General features: G+C 74.1%; 13 protein-coding genes. 7 read left to right on the top strand and 6 right to left on the bottom strand.

All coding sequences use genetic code 11. The features are described 5' to 3' along the window. Positions 1-9 precede the first annotated feature (9 nt). The 3 genes from ACZ6SQ_RS22060 to ACZ6SQ_RS22050 form a co-directional block, all read right to left on the bottom strand. Positions 10-447, bottom strand: coding sequence for a roadblock/LC7 domain-containing protein (locus tag ACZ6SQ_RS22060; RefSeq protein ID WP_469564649.1), 438 nt, complete (start codon positions 445-447; stop codon positions 10-12). Further along, complete coding sequence (locus ACZ6SQ_RS22055; protein ID WP_469564646.1) at positions 444-3,197, bottom strand: sensor histidine kinase; 2,754 nt, start codon at positions 3,195-3,197, stop codon at positions 444-446. The genes ACZ6SQ_RS22060 and ACZ6SQ_RS22055 overlap by 4 nt, the downstream gene beginning before the upstream one ends. A gap of 64 nt (positions 3,198-3,261) precedes the next feature. Continuing rightward, on the bottom strand, positions 3,262-4,032 hold the full coding sequence (locus ACZ6SQ_RS22050; RefSeq protein ID WP_469564644.1) for an MHYT domain-containing protein: 771 nt from the start codon (positions 4,030-4,032) through the stop codon (positions 3,262-3,264). Between the two features lie 151 nt (positions 4,033-4,183). Here ACZ6SQ_RS22050 and ACZ6SQ_RS22045 point away from each other — a divergent pair, with 151 nt between their 5' ends. Beyond that, on the top strand, positions 4,184-4,783 hold the full coding sequence (locus ACZ6SQ_RS22045) for a class I SAM-dependent methyltransferase (RefSeq protein ID WP_469564640.1): 600 nt from the start codon (positions 4,184-4,186) through the stop codon (positions 4,781-4,783). 72 nt (positions 4,784-4,855) lie between these two features. Here the strand turns inward: ACZ6SQ_RS22045 and ACZ6SQ_RS22040 are convergent, their stop codons facing one another. After that, a complete protein-coding gene (locus tag ACZ6SQ_RS22040) occupies positions 4,856-5,752 on the bottom strand; it encodes an oxygenase MpaB family protein (protein ID WP_469564638.1) in 897 nt (298 codons plus the stop codon). A 119-nt stretch (positions 5,753-5,871) separates the two neighbouring features. On the opposite strand from ACZ6SQ_RS22040, the gene ACZ6SQ_RS22035 reads away from it, so the two are divergent. After that, positions 5,872-6,168, top strand: coding sequence for a hypothetical protein (locus ACZ6SQ_RS22035; RefSeq protein WP_469564636.1), 297 nt, complete (start codon positions 5,872-5,874; stop codon positions 6,166-6,168). A gap of 329 nt (positions 6,169-6,497) precedes the next feature. Continuing rightward, a complete protein-coding gene (locus tag ACZ6SQ_RS22030) occupies positions 6,498-7,406 on the top strand; it encodes a hypothetical protein (RefSeq protein WP_469564631.1) in 909 nt (302 codons plus the stop codon). Positions 7,407-7,454: 48 nt separating this feature from the next. Here the strand turns inward: ACZ6SQ_RS22030 and ACZ6SQ_RS22025 are convergent, their stop codons facing one another. Further along, on the bottom strand, positions 7,455-7,637 hold the full coding sequence (locus ACZ6SQ_RS22025; RefSeq protein ID WP_386379551.1) for a hypothetical protein: 183 nt from the start codon (positions 7,635-7,637) through the stop codon (positions 7,455-7,457). A 437-nt stretch (positions 7,638-8,074) separates the two neighbouring features. Between ACZ6SQ_RS22025 and ACZ6SQ_RS22020 the strand changes: the two genes are divergently transcribed. The 4 genes from ACZ6SQ_RS22020 to ACZ6SQ_RS22005 all read left to right on the top strand — a co-directional run bounded on the left by ACZ6SQ_RS22020 (position 8,075) and on the right by ACZ6SQ_RS22005 (position 14,943). After that, positions 8,075-10,849 carry a DEAD/DEAH box helicase gene (locus ACZ6SQ_RS22020; protein ID WP_469564857.1) on the top strand — a complete coding sequence of 925 codons (2,775 nt, stop codon included), beginning with the start codon at positions 8,075-8,077 and terminating at the stop codon, positions 10,847-10,849. Continuing rightward, a complete protein-coding gene (locus ACZ6SQ_RS22015) occupies positions 10,846-12,120 on the top strand; it encodes an SWF or SNF family helicase (RefSeq protein ID WP_469564630.1) in 1,275 nt (424 codons plus the stop codon). Before ACZ6SQ_RS22020 ends, ACZ6SQ_RS22015 begins: the two co-directional genes overlap by 4 nt. 328 nt (positions 12,121-12,448) lie before the next feature. After that, positions 12,449-13,789, top strand: a complete 1,341-nt coding sequence (locus ACZ6SQ_RS22010; protein ID WP_469564627.1) for an esterase-like activity of phytase family protein — start codon at positions 12,449-12,451, stop codon at positions 13,787-13,789. Between the two features lie 86 nt (positions 13,790-13,875). Further along, positions 13,876-14,943, top strand: a complete 1,068-nt coding sequence (locus ACZ6SQ_RS22005) for a nucleotidyl transferase AbiEii/AbiGii toxin family protein (protein WP_469564622.1) — start codon at positions 13,876-13,878, stop codon at positions 14,941-14,943. A 167-nt stretch (positions 14,944-15,110) separates the two neighbouring features. On the opposite strand, the gene xylA is transcribed toward ACZ6SQ_RS22005, so the two are convergent. Then, on the bottom strand, positions 15,111-16,277 hold the full coding sequence (gene xylA, locus ACZ6SQ_RS22000) for a xylose isomerase (RefSeq protein ID WP_469564619.1): 1,167 nt from the start codon (positions 16,275-16,277) through the stop codon (positions 15,111-15,113). Between the last annotated feature and the right edge of the window lie 91 nt (positions 16,278-16,368).

The raw sequence follows: 16,368 nt of genomic DNA, 5'->3' as shown, positions 1-16,368 counted from the left end.
CGGACCGCGTCATCCCGCCGCGGGCGGCTGTGCGGCGGCGCGCGGCGGCGTGTAGAGGTGCTCGCCGACCCGCCGGACCAGGCGCGCCATCTCGTAGGCCACCAGGCCGATGTCCGCGGTCACCGCCGTGAGGAGCGCCAGGCAGGAGCCGTCGCCTGCGGCGGCCACGAACAGGAAGCCGTCGTCCATCTCCACCATGGTCTGGCGTACGCCTCCGGCGCCGAAGTGGCGTCCCGTGCCCTTGGCGAGACTGTGGAAGCCGGAGGAGACCGCGGCGAGGTGCTCGGCGTCCTCGCGGCCGAGGTCGCTGGAGGCGCCCACGGCGAGTCCGTCGTTGGACAGCACCACGGCGTGGCGCACCTCGCGCACCCGCAGCACCAGATCGTCCAGCAGCCAGTCGAGTTCACCGGACCGCTGGGCGGCGCTCATCCTCGGGTCCTGCATCATGCGGGGTCTCCTTCGCTGCTGTCGTCGGCCGCTCGGTGGGGCGGGACGGCGGCGGTGCCGGGGGGTCTGCCGCCGCCGCGCGCCCAGCCGTCGCGGTAGGCGGCCATACGGTCCCGGACGAGCTCGGGGGTGCGCTGGTCGTCGGCACGGGGGCCGGTCTGCCGGTCGGGGGGCCGGGGCGCCTCGCGCAGCTGGGGTGCGAGCGAGGCCTGGCGGACCCGGCGGGGCAGGTTGTCGGCGCGCTCCGGCTCCTCGGGGGTGCGGTGCGGGCGCAACGCCGTGACGCCGGGTGGCGGGGTGCCGGGCGCGGGCGGGGGCGGTGGTGCGGAGGTGACGGTCAGGGCGGGGCGGTCGCCGGTGGGCCCGGCGGACTCCCGATGCCGCTCGTCGGTCCGCCCGGTGGCCTCCTGGTAGTGCGCGCCGGCCGGTCCGGAGGCTTCCTGATGCCGCGCGCCGGGCCGGGTGACCGCTTCCCGGTGCGGCGTTCCGCTCGGCCCGGCGACCTCCTGGCGTCGTGGACCGGGCGGTCCCACGGCTTCCCGGGCGGGCGCGCCGGGCCGGCCGGCGGCTTCCTGGTAGGGCGTTCCGCCCGGTCCGGCGACCTCCCGGGGCCGCGGGCCGCCGGGCACGCGCGCGTACTCGGCTTCGGCGGCGGGCAGCGGCGCTCTCGTGGCCTCGCTGCCGGATCGTTCCGGCGGGCCGCTGTACAGCAGCGCCACGGGCAGCAGGACCACGGCCGTGGTGCCGCCGTAGGGCGAGGGCCTGAGGTGGACCTGGATGCTGTGCCGGGCCGCGAGGCGGCTCACCACGAACAGGCCGAGGCGGTCGCTGTCGAACAGGTCGAGCGACTCGGACTGGGCGATGCGCCGGTTGGCCTCGACGAGGGTCTCCTTGCCCATGCCGAGGCCGCGGTCCTCGACCTCGATGGCGTAGCCGTTGCCGACGGGTTCGCCGGTGACGCGCACGCGCGTGTGGGGCGGGGAGAACTGCGCCGCGTTCTCGACGAGTTCGGCCAGGAGGTGGGTGAGGTCGGCGACGGCTGCGCCGGCCACGGCCGTCTCGGGGAGCTGACGTACCTCCACGCGCGCGTAGTCCTCGACCTCCGAGACGGCCGCGCGGATCACGTTGGTCAGGGAGACCGGTGTGCGCCAGGCCCGGCCGGGTGCCGCGCCGGAGAGGATGATCAGGCTCTCCGCGTGGCGCCGCATACGGGTGGTGAGATGGTCCAGCCGGAACAGGTCGCTGAGCTCGTCGGGGTCGTCGGAGCGGCGTTCCATGCTGTCGAGCAGGGTCAGCTGGCGGTGGACGAGGATCTGGCTGCGCCGGGCGAGGTTGACGAAGACGCCGGAGATGCCGCTGGCGAGTTCGGCGCGCTCCACGGCGGCCCGCAGAGCGGCGCGGTGGACCGTGCCGAGTGCTTCGGCGACCTGGCCCGCCTCGTCCTCGGCTCGCGGTCCCGCCGGAGCCTCGGCGCGGATGTCGATCTCCTCCCCCGCGCGCAGCCTGCGCATGGCCTCGGGAAGCTTGCGTCGGGCGATCTCCAGGGCGCTGTTGCGCAGGCCGACCAGTTCGACGACCAGTCCGCGGCCGATGCGCACCGAGATGACCAGGGAGGCGGCGACGGCGGCGAGGCCGAACAGCACGGCCGCTCCGGCGGGGGTGAGCAGTCCGCGGGTGAAGGGGTCGGCGCGGTCGGCGACGTCCCGGGCGGTGTCCTGCTCGATGGTCCGCATGGCGCTCTGCACGCGCGCGTGGGCCGGACGCCACGCGCTCTCGGGGGCGGCCGAGAGGGCCTTCCCGCCCGGTGCGGAGGCGAGGACCCGGTCCTCCATGGCCCCGACGGCCGCGTAGGCGTCGGAGGCGGCGAGTTTCTGCCAGGCCGCGCGCTCCCTGCCGTGCAGATCGGCCACGGCCGCCTCGGTCAGGGCGCGGCGGGTGTCGACGGCGCCGGTGAACAGGCGCAGCCTCTCGCCGGAGAGGTTCTTGGCCGGGCGTGCGCCGTCCAGCAGCACGTCCTCCCGGGCCAGTGCCTCGCCCGCGCGGGAGAACTCCAGCAGCACGCGCGCGTCGGAGCCGAGTTCGGCGTCCTGGATGCCGCTGAGGGCGCCGTCGACGGCGAAGGCGTCCGAGATGCTGCGGGTGTAGCGCTCGTAGGCCACCTGCCAGCCGACGCGTCCGTCCGCCAGCTCGGTTCGCAGCGCGCCCAGCTGTTCGGCGCCGGTGACGAAGGCCTCCAGGCGCCGGGCGACTCCGGAGGGCAGTTCCTGGCTGTCGGCGACGGTGCTGCCGCCGCCGAGCCGGAGCCGGGCGACGGCCTTGTCCGTGGTGCGGGCGAGCTGGTCGAGGTCGGTCCCGGAGCCGGCGGTCGGGGCGCTCGCGTGGCCCACCGCGGCGGCGCGTTCGGCCTGGAGCGCGGTGACCGCGAGCGCGACGGGCGTGCGGATCTCGGCGTCCACGCGCTGCAGCTGCCGCAGCCGGGACACGTCCTGGGCGGTGGAGACGGTGGCGTACGCCCACAGGGCGAGCAGGGAGATCACCGGAACCATCAGCAGGCAGACGATCTTGGCGCGCACGGTGCGCGGGCGTATCCGCCAGCGTCCCGCGCGCGTGGGCGCGCCGCCGGGTGTGTCGCTCGCGGAGGGGTGGGGTTCCTCGTCGGCCGGGAGTCCGGCGTGGGCGCGGCGGCCGCGCGGCGGCGCCGGGGGCGGCGGCTCGTCGTCCGCCGTTCGGGGACTGCGGGGTGTACGCATGGCCTCCTCGCTCGGAAAGGGGGTTCTTGGCGTGCCGTGGGGGCGCTGCGCGCGTACGGCCGGCTCAGTGGGTGAGTTCCACCGGGCGCTGGGCCGAGGCGGTCGCCTCGCGCTCTCCCGACGTGGGCGACAGCGCGACGAAGGCCGAGGTCAGGAAGAGGTAGGACCCGAGGCCGACGGCGAGGGGGAAGATGAACTGCATCGCCGTGGCCCCGGGCAGCACCTCACCGGAGGGCGTGACGCTCACACTCACCGCGAACATCCCGGTGTAGTGCATGCTGCTGACCGCCGCTCCCATGACGAGCGAGGCGAGGGTGACCGCGACGGCCGACTTGATGTTCAGCGCCGCCCACAGGGCCGCGGTCGCCGCGACGACGGCGATCAGGACGGAGAGTCCGACCATGACCGGGTCGTAGGTCACGTCACCGTGCAGCCGTACGGCCGCCATGCCCAGATAGTGCATGCTTGCCACACCGAGGCCGGTGGTGAGACCACCGATCAGGAGCGCTCGGCCCCGCTCGCGGCTGTAGCCGACGGCGAACACCCCGGCGCAGACGACGGTCATCGCGACGAGCAGGCTGAGGATCGTCAGCGGCACGTCGTAGCGGATCTCGGTGCCGTGGACGCCGAAGCCGAGCATGGCAACGAAGTGCATGGTCCAGATGCCGGTGCCGATGGCCGAGGCGGCCGTCAAGAGCCAGTTGCGGCGCGAGCGCCCGGTCGCCCCGAGGGCGCGCACGGTGCAGCGCAGTCCGAGTGCGGCGCCTATACAGGCCATCGCGTACGACAGCACGGGGGTCAGCCAGCCGAAGGTGGCGTGGTCCAGGTGTCCCATGGCCCAGGGACGCTAGCCGGGGCACGGGCGCACAAAGGGGGCGCATTTCGAAAGGTGTTGGAATATGACGAAGAGATGTTCCGGAATTTTCGTGTCGCGCTCGAAGGTGCGCGCCGGGCCCGGCCCCGGGAGGTGAGGGATCATGCCGGTCATGAGCGATGACCACAGGCACGTCCAGGAGTTCTTCACGGCGCGCGCCGCGGAGTGGGACGCCCGCTTCCCGGACGACGGCCCGGCCTACGCGGCTGCGGTCGCCGAACTGGGCCTGCACGAGGGCGACCGGGTGCTCGACGCGGGCTGCGGCACCGGGCGGGCGCTGACGCCGCTGCGGGCGGCCGTGGGGGCCTCGGGAGTGGTCCTGGGCGTCGACCTGACCCCGGCCATGCTGGAGGCCGCCGTGGCGGCCGGGAGGAACCGGGACGGGCGGCTGCTGCTCGCCGATGTCGCCGCGCTCCCGCTGCGCTCCGGCTCGCTCGACGCGGTGTTCGGCGCGGGCCTCATCGCCCATCTGCCCGAACCCGAGCGGAATCTCGGGGAGTTGAGGCGTGTGGTGCGCCCCGGCGGCGCGCTGGCCCTGTTCCACCCCATCGGCCGGGCCGCCCTCGCCGCCCGCCATGGGCGGCAGCTCACGCCCGACGACCTGCGCGCCGAGCCCAACCTCCGGCCCCTGCTCACGCGTTCGGGCTGGCACATGACGTCGTACGTCGACGAGGACGACCGCTTCCTGGTCCTCGCAGTGCGCGCCGACTGAGCCGCACGGGCCCACAGGGACGTCCGGCGGTCGACCGAGCCGCAGGTGCCTACAGAGGCGGCCGCGCCCGGCTCACTCCACGCCCGACCCGTCCACGTGCCGCACGGGGCAGCCGCGTACGCCGGGAACCGGCCGGGTGCCCAGTTCGTTCACCTCGTAGCCGTCGGGGTAGCCCTTGATCTCCCAGTTCTGCCGCGCGAAATGGGGCGCGCGGCGAGGGGGCAGCAGCCGGACGGCCCGCCCGCGCAGCCGCACCGCCCGGCGCACGAGCGTTCGCGCGGAGGCGGAGGGGGGCGTGTAGCGGAAGGCTCGCAGAAGTGGCTCGTCAAGAAGGGCGAGCGTCGCGGTGCGCAGTACGGGTGCGAGGGGGCGCGGATACCAGGAGCTCATCAGGTCGAGGGTGGCGTCGGAGACGCGGCACGCCTTCTCGTCCCAGGCGAAGTGGCCGGCTTCGTAGGTGTCGAGCAGGTCCGCGAACTCCTCGTAGGTCTCCGGGATGTCCCGGATGCCCATGTGACGGCCCAGGGCGCGGTAGTGGTTGGTGGCGGCCACCGTCTCGTGGCGCGACAGCCGCCGCCAGCCGTAGGTGTCGATCCAGCGCTTCGGCATCACCACGAAGGTGCTCAGGACGTACCGCATGTCGTCGTTGCCGATGTCGTAGCTGCGGTGCATCTGGTTGATGCGCCGGACGGCGGTGCGGGCCTGGATGCTGTCGAAGCCGTGCTCGACGACGGTGTCGAGGAGCAGCGAGGTGTCGTCGTAGCGCTTCTGGGTCCGGTCGGTCAGCTCGGCGGTCTCGGCGAGCAGCCGGCCGATGGAGGGCACCGCGTAGGTGCGGTACAGCGCCAGTTCCAGGGCCCGGGTGTAGTCCCAGGGGAACTCGTAGGCGGAGCTGAGCCGGTAGATCTCGGAGGCCTCCTTGTACGGGTCCATCCGCCGGATCTGCTCGAGCCTGTCGTAGCGCTTCACCGCGCCGTCCCCCTTCTGCCGCCGGAACTCCAACTCTACGTTGAGTCAGCACAGATGAAAGGATCAGCGGTACCGCTGCACGGCAACGAGGCAACTGACGCACGGGGAAGGCGGTCAGCATGTTCGAGAAGGTCCGCAAGGTATGGCGCGGGATCGTCCCCGCACAGCGCACGGAGCGGGAGACCAGCCGCGACCGGCGCTCGCACAACCTCTTCGAGGCCGCCGCGGTGTATGTGACGGCCTGCGCGGAGGACGACCAGGACCGGATCGACGAGGCCTCCGGATGGGTCTCGCCGGAGGCGCTGTCGTTCGGGGTGAACGAGCTGGCGTGCCGGGCGCTGATCGCGCTCGCGCGTGAGCGCGACGAGTCCCCCGCGACCGTGGCCCGCTCGCTGCTCGGGCTGCCGGCCGCATGAGGCGGGGGCTGCCGACGGCCCGGAACAGGCGCAGGGGGCCAGGACAGGCTCAGGTGGCCCGGGCCGGACGACAGGGGCCCGAGCGGGACGACAAGGCGGCCCCAGGCGGATGACAGTGGCCCGGGGACGCACAGTGGGCGACAGTGGCCCGGGGACGGACGGCAGGCGGCCCCGGGCGGTTGACGGAGGCCCGCGACGGACGGCCGGGGCGGTCGATTCGTCCCGCCACGCCGGAAAACCGCAGCTCCGGGTGCGCCGGGCAGTCGTGACAAGGGCGTCCGGCGCGCATTAAGGTGCGCGCGATCGGGATGAATCATTGGGAGGCTGGCATGTCCGGGACGGACGAGGAAGCCGTCACGGCGGCGGAGGACGCACTCTATGTGCTCACGGCGGTGCTGCTGACGCCGGCGCAGTTCCCGAGCGTGCTGGGCGACGACTATCCGGAAGCCTGTGCGGCGCTCGCTCTCGCGCCCCTCGCGGAGGGGTACGGCCTGGTGCTGGGCCAGGACGGCGAGGGCTCCCGGTGGACCATCGCGACCGACGATGTCTCGCTGGTCGCCGTGGCCATCGCCTCCTGGGACTGCGGCATGGAGTACGACCTGTCGCCGGCGGAACACACGGTCGTGGCGGCGCTGCCCGGCTGGCCGCTGGCGCTCGCCGTCGCGGCCCCGGGTGTCCCGGCGCCGCACGACCCCGACGCCGAGCTCACGGACCGGGCTCCGCTGGCCCCGCCGGACACCTCCGGCTGGGGTCCGGCCCAGCGCCGGATGGGAGCGGACGAGATCGCGTTGCAGTGGGCGCTGTGGCGCGAGCAGATCGACGACTCCGCGTTCGCCGCGACGGACGGAACCTCCGCCGAGGGGGACACGACGGCGGAAGCGGGCACGGAGCAGGACTCGGGCTCGGAGAAGGGCTCGGGCTCGGACGCCGCACAGGACGCCGACTCCGGTCAGGAGTCCGGCGGCGTGCGCAGCGAAGGTGTGCGACGGGTGCTGGCCGAGGCACGGGCATACGTGGACACACCTCCGCCGCTGGGCCGGGTGCGCTCCTCCTTCGCCCCGGGCGACGCGCGGACGCTGCGGGCCGACGGTCCGGGCTGGTCGCTGGTGGCCAGGACCGACGACATCGCGTTCGTGCTGCTCGACGAGATGCCGGGCGAGGTAGTTCCCGTGGGGCGGGGACCTGAGCTGCCCGGTCTGCTCCAGGCGCTCGACAAGATGGCCGTACGCCCCAGCTGACGGAGCCTCTCCGGGTGCGCGCCGGCGCCGCGCACCCGGGTCACCGCCTCAGCGGCCGAGCTCCTTGCGCGAGACGCGGCGCAGTCGGCGCCGCTGTGACGGGTCCAGCGTGAGGTAGGCCGCGGCCGGGACGCCCAGCACGATCAGCAGCGCGGCCCACCAGGGCAGCCAGATGAGCAGGATGAGCCCGACCGCCACGCCTCCTGCGGCGATCTTCGCGTTCCTCGACATGTTGTCGCCTCCTTCGCGGCCACAGCCGTCCACCGTTGCGAGAACGGATCCGCTCTCTTTGCCGAGAGCCGGGTCGGCGCCCGCCCTCTTGTACTGAGAACGGGGTCGGCACCCGCCGCGGTTCCGGACCGCGACCCTGAGACGTCCCTGAGTCCGCCCCTTACTCCACCCCGAGAGAGAGTCCCGCTACTCCACCCTGGGAGAGAGTCGCGTTCCGGGCAAGCAGCACCAGGCAGGAATGTGACCCACGACACGGCAAATTACCTTCGACCAGGGGTCCGCTTCCTGTACCCTCAACCACTCTGACCCCGGTAGTCAAATTTGAGGAATGCGTCATAGCTCTGAAGAGTACTCCCGTCGCACCCGCCTCCGAGATCACCGAACTCGCCCACTGCCATGTCGTGTTCCTGCCCGGTGACCCCGCCCGCACCGGCACGATGGCCTTCTGGACACCGGAAGGTCCGGCTCCGGCCGCCCCGGAGCCCGGGTCGATCGCCGACCTGCGCGTGATCGTGCCCACCGAGCACGGCGTGGAGCCGGACGAGGTGCCCGCCCTGCTGCTGCCCGTCGACGCCGCGCTGCCGGTCCTCACGCGCGCGCGTGTGGCCCCCGGCGCACACCGGGCGGCGGCGTTCTGGGGCACCGCGGCCCTCCTCGCGCTGCGTCTGGCGGCCCGCGGCCTGCTGCTGCCCGGTCTGTCCCCGGACGGCCACGACGCCTGGCGCGCGGGCCCGCTGGACCCCGAGGACACGGCCGCCCTGCGCCGCCTGGCCGCCTCCATGCCTCCCGAGGCGCACGCCGTCCCCGTCGACGCCGCCGGCACGCCCCGGCTGCCCGAACCGGAGCGGCTCCTGCGCGCCTTCATGGACGCCGTCGCCGACACGCTCCCCCGGTCGCCCGCGGCCCCGCTCGTGACGGGCGGCCCGGCCTTCGCGGGACGAGAGCCGCTGCTGCTGCCGGAGTTGCGGGCCTGGGCCGCCGACGTCGCCGCGGGCCACGACGCGGGCGTCCGGGTCTCCCTGAGGGTGGAGGTGGCGGGTCTCGGCGAAGACGGCGCGGACCCGGACGAGACCTTCCCGAGCTTCCGGATCGTGCCGCAGGTGCACAGCGTGAGCGATCCGGCCCTGGTCGCCGACGCCGCCGAGGTGTGGACGGCCGGTGACGCGACCGGCGCCGCCCTCGGCCCACGCGCGCGTGTGGACGCACTGCTCGCCCTGCGCCGGGCGGCACGGGCCTGGCCGCCCCTGACACCACTGCTGTCGGCCGCGGTGCCCACGGCCCTGGACCTCGCCGACGAAGAGGTCACCGACCTGCTCGGCGAGGGCGCGCAGGCGCTGAGAAGCGCCGGTGTGGACGTGCACTGGCCGAAGGGACTGACCCGCGAGCTGACCGTCCGGGCGGTCGTGGGTCCCCCCGACACCGGCCAGGAGCCGGGCGAGCGCGCCGGCGGGCTGCCCTCGTTCCTGTCCCCCGACGCGGTGCTGTCCTTCGACTGGCGCTACGCCGTGGGCGACGAGCGGCTCACGCGCGAGGAGCTCGACCTGCTGGCGGAGGCCAGCCGCCCGGTCGTACGGCTGCGGGACCAGTGGGTGCTGATCGACCCTCAGGAGCTGCGCGGAGCCCGCGCCCGGCAGACCCGCGCGATGACTCCCGTCGACGCGCTGAGCGCCGCTCTGGCGGGCTCGATGGAGGTCGACGGCCGCAGGGTCGAGGTGGAGCCCACCGGATGGCTGGCGGCCCTGCGGGAGCGGCTGACGGCCCCGGAATCGCACGAGCCGGTCGCCCAGCCCGAGGCGCTGGCCGCCACCCTGCGCGACTACCAGCGCCGCGGACTGGACTGGCTGGCGCGGACGACGTCCCTCGGGCTGGGCGCCTGCCTGGCCGACGACATGGGCCTCGGCAAGACGATCACGCTGATCGCCCTGCATCTGCACCGGCAGACCGACACCGCGACGGCCGGTCCGACCCTCGTCGTCTGTCCCACCTCCCTGATGAGCAACTGGCAGCGGGAGATCGAGAAGTTCGCGCCGGGCACGGCGGTCCGCCGGTTCCACGGCCCCCGGCGCGAACTCGACGGCCTCGCCGACGGGGAGTTCGTGCTGACCACGTACGGCACGATGCGCCGGGACGCCGGCCGCCTCGCCGGGACGGCCTGGGGTCTGGTCGTGGCCGACGAGGCACAGCACGTCAAGAACCCGTACGCGTCGACCGCGCGGGAGCTGCGGTCCATCGGGGCACGCGCGCGTGTCGCGCTCACCGGCACCCCGGTGGAGAACAACCTGTCCGAGCTGTGGGCGATCCTCGACTGGGCGACGCCGGGGCTGCTGGGCCGCCTCGGCACCTTCCGCACCCGGTACGCGCGGGCCGTGGAGGGCGGTCACGACCCCGCCGCGGCCGAACGGCTCGCCCGGCTGGTGAGCCCCTTCCTGCTGCGCCGCCGCAAGTCCGACCCCGGGATCGCGCCCGAGCTGCCGCCGAAGACCGAGACCGACCGGCCGGTGTCGCTGACACGCGAACAGGCCGGGCTGTACGAGGCGGTGGTGCGCGAGACGCTGGCGGAGATCGCGGGCGCGGACAGCATGGCCCGGCGCGGCCTGATCGTGAAGCTGCTGACCGGGCTGAAGCAGATCTGCAACCACCCGGCGCAGTTCCTCAAGGAGGACCGGCCGCGGATCGGGGGCCGGTCCGGCAAACTCGAGCTCCTGGACGAGCTGCTGGACACCATCCTGGCCGAGGACCAGAGCGTCCTGGTCTTCACGCAGTACGTGGCGATGGGCCGCCTCGTGGAGCGCCATCTGGCGGGACGGGGCGTGCCGACGCAGTTCCTGCACGGCGGGACGCCGGTCGCCGAGCGCGAACGGCTGGTGAGCCGCTTCCAGGACGGCGAGGTGCCGGTGTTCCTGCTGTCGCTCAAGGCGGCGGGCACCGGGCTGAACCTCACGCGCGCGGAGCACGTCGTGCACTACGACCGCTGGTGGAACCCCGCCGTGGAGGCGCAGGCCACCGACCGCGCGTACCGCATCGGACAGACCCGCCCGGTGCAGGTGCACCGGCTGATCGCGGAGGGCACGATCGAGGACCGCATCGCGGACATGCTGAGCCGCAAGAGCGCGCTGGCGGAGTCCGTTCTCGGCGCCGGCGAGGCCGCGCTGACGGAGCTGACCGACGCCGAACTGTCCGAACTGGTCGAGCTGCGCGGGGGTGCGCGATGACGCGAGGCGGGGATGACACGGAACGCACCTTCGCCGCACTGCCGCCCTCCCACGGGCGCGGCTTCGCCAGTACCTGGTGGGGGCGGGCCTGGGTCCAGGCACTGGAGGACGGGGCGCTGGACGGCGAGCAACTCAGGGCGGGGCGGCGGCTCGCGCGCGCGGGCGGGGTGGGCGCGGTGTCGGTGCGGCCGGGCCGGATCACCGCTGTCGTCCAGGACCGCGACCGCACGGCACACCGGGCCGACGTCCTGCTGGCGGAACTGTCCGCGGCCGGGTGGGACCGCTTCCTGGACATGGCCGTCGAGCGGGCCGGGCATGTGGCGGCGCTCCTCGACGGCGAGATGCCGACCCATCTGGTCGAGGACGCGGCCGCGGCGGGAGTCGACCTGCTGCCGGGGCTCGGCGATCTCGAACCGGAGTGCGACTGCGGGGCCTGGGACCACTGCCGTCACACGGCGGCGCTGTGCTATCAGGTGGCACTGCTGCTTGACCAGGACCCGCTGGTGCTGCTGCTGTTGCGCGGGCGGGGCGAGTCGGCCCTGGTGGAGGACCTGCAGCACCGGGGCACCGCCCGGACCGAGGCCGGCCCCGAGCCGGACGGGGTGGACGCGGCCGAGGCGTTCGCCGTCGGCGGCATCCTGCCGGCCCTGCCCGCGCTCCCGGAGCTGCCCGACTCACCGGGCACGCCTCCGACGCTGGACACGGACGTACCGGCCCCGGCCGACATCGATCCGGACGCCCTGGAGTTCCTCGCGCAGTGCGCCGCGACGGAGGCCCACCGGCTGCTCGCGGCGGCCTTGACGGCCGAACCGGAGCAGCACCGGGCCGAGGCCGGGCAGCTCCAGGCGCCGTCGCTCGCCCTGGACGCCGTCCGGCTCGCCGCGGCGGACCCCGGGCGGGCCGTCACGCGCCGCCTGTCCGAGGAGTCGGGCCGTACGCCCGAGGCGCTGGCCGTAGCGGTGCGGGCCTGGCGGCTGGGCGGCGCCGCGGCGCTCGCCGTGTGCGAGGAGGAGTGGTCCGTCAGGGGCGAGCCCCTCGCACGCGCGCGTGCCGCCCTGGACTCGGCGTGGGACCAGGACGAACGACCCGTGCTGCGGGCCAGGGGCAACCGCTGGACGGTCGCCGACGCGCCCTTCCAGCTGCGTCTGGGGCGGGAGGGCGGCTGGTGGCCGTACCGCAAGGAGCGGGGTCGCTGGGTACCGGGCGGCCCGGTGTCCCGCGATCCTGCGACGGCCCTGGCGTCGATGGACAGCGGGGCGGACGAGTTCTGACGCAGGGCCGGAAGCGCCGCTCCGCCGCAACCGACCGGGCGAGTGCCGGAAGACGCGCCGTCGCCCGGCCGGAACAGCCGCTCCGCCCCCATGAGGCAGCCGGAAGACTGTCGGATGTCACACCGTCAAATGCGGTTCCAGGCAGGGCACCAGACGGTCCCCATCGATGCCGGTCCCGTTCTCCGGACCCGGCCGGAGCGCTGCCGAGGACGCCCGGTGTCGGCCCGACCGCGGGCCGACACCGGGCGTTCACGCGCGCGTGGCGCCCGCTTCTCCCCGGAGAGATCGAATCTGGCCGCTGTCAGCGAACTCGCCCTCTGGAGGCTCGATGTCCCCGAACGCCGCAGGCCGGCGCCCCGTCTCCCGTCCCGTCGCGGCGGGGCTGCCCCTGGCCGTTCTGGCCGCTCTCACGGCCGCGGTTCCCGCGTCGGCGGACTCCGGCGACCAGCCCCGTGTCGTCCGCACGGCCACGCTCGGGGACATCCCGCTCGCGGCCTTCAGCAACGCGCTGCTGCCGGGCACGGTGGCGGACGACCGGGGCGTGGACCTCGGCGGCATCGGCAGCGACCTCTACCCGACGGGCCGCAAGGGCGAGTTCTGGACGGTCACCGACCGCGGGCCCAACGGCCAGATCAAGGTGGACGGCACCAAGCGCCGCACCTTCCCCGTGCCGGGCTTCGACCCCGCGATCGTGAGAATCCGGGTGGACGGCGACGCCGTGAAGGTCGTGTCGGCGACACCGATCACCACCTCTTCGGGCAAGCCCGTCACCGGCCTGTCCAACCAGGCCTCCCGGGACGAGGCCCCGTACTCCTACGACGCCTCCACCCCGCTGTCGTTCGATCCGAACGGCCTGGACACCGAGGGCATCGTCCGCGCCGGGGACGGGACGTTCTGGCTGGTGGACGAGTACGGCCCCTCGCTGGTGCACGTCTCCGCGCGCGGCAAGGTGCTCGAGCGGTACGTGCCCGAGGGGCTGAACCTCACCGGCGCCGACTACCCCGTGGTCGAGGCGCTGCCGTCCATCCTGCTGAACCGGAAGGTCAACCGCGGTTTCGAGGGCCTCGCCCTGCTGCCCTGCGGCGACCTGGTGATCGCCGCGCAGAGCCCGCTCTCGCTGCCGGACGCCGCCTCCGGGAACTCCTCGCGCACCACCCGGCTGTTCCGCTTCTCGCCGAAGAGGAAGGCGGTCACCGCCGAGTACGCGTACCGCTTCGACCCGGTCGAGGTCGTGGACCCGGGCGAGGACGACACCTCCGAGCTCAAGATCTCCTCGGTGGTCGCGGTGGGCCGGGACCGTCTGCTGGTGCAGGAGCGCACGGACAGGACCGCCCGGCTGCACGTCGTACGCCTGGACCGCCGCGCGGACATCCTGGGCGGGCCCTGGGACGACGCGACGACGTCCCCGGCGCTGGAGCAGCTGGCCGACCCGGCGGCGGCGGGCGTGCCCGTGCTGTCCAAGCGCCTCCTCGTCGACCTGGGCACGGTCGCGGGCGTCCCGGGCAAGATCGAGGGTGTCGCCCGGGTCGACCGCGACACGCTCGCCGTCATCAACGACAACGACTTCGGGATGACCGACGGCACCGGCGCCTTCGACGCCCAGGGCCGCCTGGTGGACAGCGGTGTCGAGACCAGGGTCGTCTACGTCCGTCTGCCGAACGGCATCTGAGCCACCGTGACAACCCGCCCCGCCGGGTCCGTCGCCCTCGCTCTCGGGAACGGGCGTTGTCAGTGCCCGTTGCTAGCGTCGTCGGTGTGACAGGACTCGGGGCGAGGAGTACCGGGCGCCGCGCGGCTCACCGCGCGGCGCTCGACCATGTGCTCGCGCTCGTCGCGGACGCGCCCTGGAGCGATTCCCTCGTGCTGCGCGGCAGCATGACGCTCCCGGCCTGGGTGGGGCCCGCCGCCCGGGAGCCGGCCGACCTCGACTGGGTGGTCCTGGAGGACGTGGTCCGGGTCGATCCGCTCGATCCGTATCCGTACGCCGACGGCATCGAGGCCGTCCAGCAGTGGCCGGAGGCCGCGGACGGGGCCGGGGAGTACGAGCTGTGGCGGGAGGAGGAGTTCGGCACCGGCGGACAGCGCCCCCGCCTCCCGCCCGAGGGCCTGCGCTGGCTGCGCGAGGACCAGGACACCTCGGCCCAGAGCCTGCCGTACATGGACCTGCTCGACCGGATACGGGCGAGCCCCGAGGCCGCCCCGGGCGTCCTGCTGGACGCGGACGCGGCGGAACCGGACGGCGAATGGACGTACGCGGAGTACGACCTGCCCGGCATCCGGCTCGTCGTGCCCTGGCGGGCCGAGGGGCTCGACGAGCCCGGTGAGGTGCGGCTCGACTTCGCCCGCGACGAGTTGCTGCCGGAACCGCCGGAATGGACGGCGGTGCCCAGGGGCGACGGCGGCTCCCCCGTCGCCGTACGCACCGTCGGCCCGGCGGTGTCGCTCGCCTGGAAGGTGCTGTGGCTGCGCTCCGACAGCGCCACCGAGGCCGGGGCACGGGGCAAGGACCTCTACGACGCCGTGCTGCTCGCCGAGGCGGCGGGCACCCGGCTGCCGCCCCGCCTGTTGCGCAAGGTCCTGCGGCGCGGACAAGGGAGCGCGGCACCGGCCGCTGCCGCTGCCTTCGGCCCGGAGCAGGTGACCGGCTGGCGGGTGGACTGGACGGCGTTCCGGGCCGAGCATCCCTGGATACCCGGCACGGCGGCGGACTGGCTGACACGTCTGCGCGACGCGCTGAACGACGCCCTCGCGCGCGGCGACCGCCCCGACGACCCCGGCCGCCGCACCCACCGCCGGACCGACCGGCTCCCACCGACGGACTGACCGGCCCCGATCGCCGCGCTGACCTGCTCCGGCCCCCGGAGAGGTGACCCGCCGGCCCCGCACCCCCACACCCGGCCCCAGGCTGGGCCTCCCCCCCCCGGCCCCACACTCGCCCCGCCCCCGGGCCGCCGCACGGCCCGGGCACGAACGCGGGGCGGGATGCGGGCTCAGCCCCGCGCCGCCAGCAGGTGATCCATGGCCAGCTGGTCGAGCCGTTCGAAGGCCATCCCGCGCGCGGCGGCCGCCTCCGCGTCGAACTCCTCGAAGGCCGTGCGGTCGGCGAGGAGGGCCCGGAGGCCGTCCTCGGCGGTGGGCTGGGCCAGTTCGTGCAGGCGGGAGGCGTGCAGGGCCTCGCGGACCTCCGGGTCCGCGCGGAAGGCGGCGGCACGCTCCTTGAGGACGAGGTAGTTGCGCATGCAGCCCGCGGCGGAGGCCCACACCCCGTCGAGGTCCTCGGTGCGCGGCGGCTTGAAGTCGAAGTGGCGGGGCCCGGTGTAACCGGCGCTCTCCAGCAGGTCGACCAGCCAGAAGGCGGCGCGCAGATCGCCCGCGCCGAAGCGCAGGTCCTGGTCGTACTTGATGCCGGACTGGCCGTTGAGGTCGATGTGGAACAGCTTGCCCGCCCACAGGGCCTGGGCGATGCCGTGCGGGAAGTTCAGCCCGGCCATCTGCTCGTGGCCGACCTCGGGGTTGACGCCGTACAGCTCCGGGCGCTCCAGGCGCTCGATGAAGGCGAGGGCGTGGCCGACGGTCGGCAGCAGGATGTCGCCGCGCGGCTCGTTCGGCTTGGGCTCGATGGCGAAGCGCAGGTCGTAGCCCTGGGAGGTGACGTACTCACCGAGGAGGTCGAAGGCCTCCTTCATGCGGTCCAGGGCCACGCGCACGTCCTTGGCGGCGCCCGACTCGGCGCCCTCGCGGCCGCCCCAGGCGACATAGACCTCGGCGCCGAGTTCGGCGGCCAGGTCGATGTTGCGGAGGGTCTTGCGCAGGGCGTAGCGGCGCACGTCGCGGTCGTTGGCGGTGAAGGCGCCGTCCTTGAAGACGGGGTGGGTGAAGAGGTTGGTGGTGGCCATCGGCACGGTCAGGCCGGTCGCGTCGAGGGCCTGGCGGAAGCGCTTGATGTGCGACTCCCGCTCGGTGTCCGAGGACCCGAAGGGGATCAGGTCGTCGTCGTGGAAGGTCACGCCGTACGCGCCCAGCTCGGCCAGGTGCTGCACCGTCTCGACAGGGTCGAGGGCGCGCCGGGTGGCGTCGCCGAAGGGGTCCCGTCCCTGCCAGCCGACGGTCCACAGGCCGAAGGTGAACCTGTCCTCGGGGGTGGGCTGGTAGCTCATGCCACGGCTCCTTGCTTGCTCCGACCGTTTCGCGAGGACGTTATTTCGTCATCGCGCTTTACAAATTAGTATGCCGACGCGTCTCAGGGAA

The organism is Streptomyces sp. NPDC048600 (assembly GCF_055587025.1).
Note: the sequence above shows the minus strand (reverse complement) of the source record. Positions and strands in the feature narration are given on the sequence as shown.

What these genes read in the sequence shown, in the direction of transcription:
- ACZ6SQ_RS22030 (WP_469564631.1), top strand. Translation starts at nt 6,498, where the DNA reads ATGTCCGGGACGGACGAGGAAGCCGTCACGGCGGCGGAGGACGCACTC.
- ACZ6SQ_RS22025 (WP_386379551.1), bottom strand. Translation starts at nt 7,637, where the DNA reads ATGTCGAGGAACGCGAAGATCGCCGCAGGAGGCGTGGCGGTCGGGCTC.
- ACZ6SQ_RS22045 (WP_469564640.1), top strand. Translation starts at nt 4,184, where the DNA reads ATGAGCGATGACCACAGGCACGTCCAGGAGTTCTTCACGGCGCGCGCC.
- ACZ6SQ_RS22050 (WP_469564644.1), bottom strand. Translation starts at nt 4,032, where the DNA reads ATGGGACACCTGGACCACGCCACCTTCGGCTGGCTGACCCCCGTGCTG.
- ACZ6SQ_RS22035 (WP_469564636.1), top strand. Translation starts at nt 5,872, where the DNA reads ATGTTCGAGAAGGTCCGCAAGGTATGGCGCGGGATCGTCCCCGCACAG.
- ACZ6SQ_RS22020 (WP_469564857.1), top strand. Translation starts at nt 8,075, where the DNA reads ATGGCCTTCTGGACACCGGAAGGTCCGGCTCCGGCCGCCCCGGAGCCC.
- ACZ6SQ_RS22060 (WP_469564649.1), bottom strand. Translation starts at nt 447, where the DNA reads ATGATGCAGGACCCGAGGATGAGCGCCGCCCAGCGGTCCGGTGAACTC.
- ACZ6SQ_RS22055 (WP_469564646.1), bottom strand. Translation starts at nt 3,197, where the DNA reads ATGCGTACACCCCGCAGTCCCCGAACGGCGGACGACGAGCCGCCGCCC.
- xylA (WP_469564619.1), bottom strand. Translation starts at nt 16,277, where the DNA reads ATGAGCTACCAGCCCACCCCCGAGGACAGGTTCACCTTCGGCCTGTGG.
- ACZ6SQ_RS22010 (WP_469564627.1), top strand. Translation starts at nt 12,449, where the DNA reads ATGTCCCCGAACGCCGCAGGCCGGCGCCCCGTCTCCCGTCCCGTCGCG.
- ACZ6SQ_RS22015 (WP_469564630.1), top strand. Translation starts at nt 10,846, where the DNA reads ATGACGCGAGGCGGGGATGACACGGAACGCACCTTCGCCGCACTGCCG.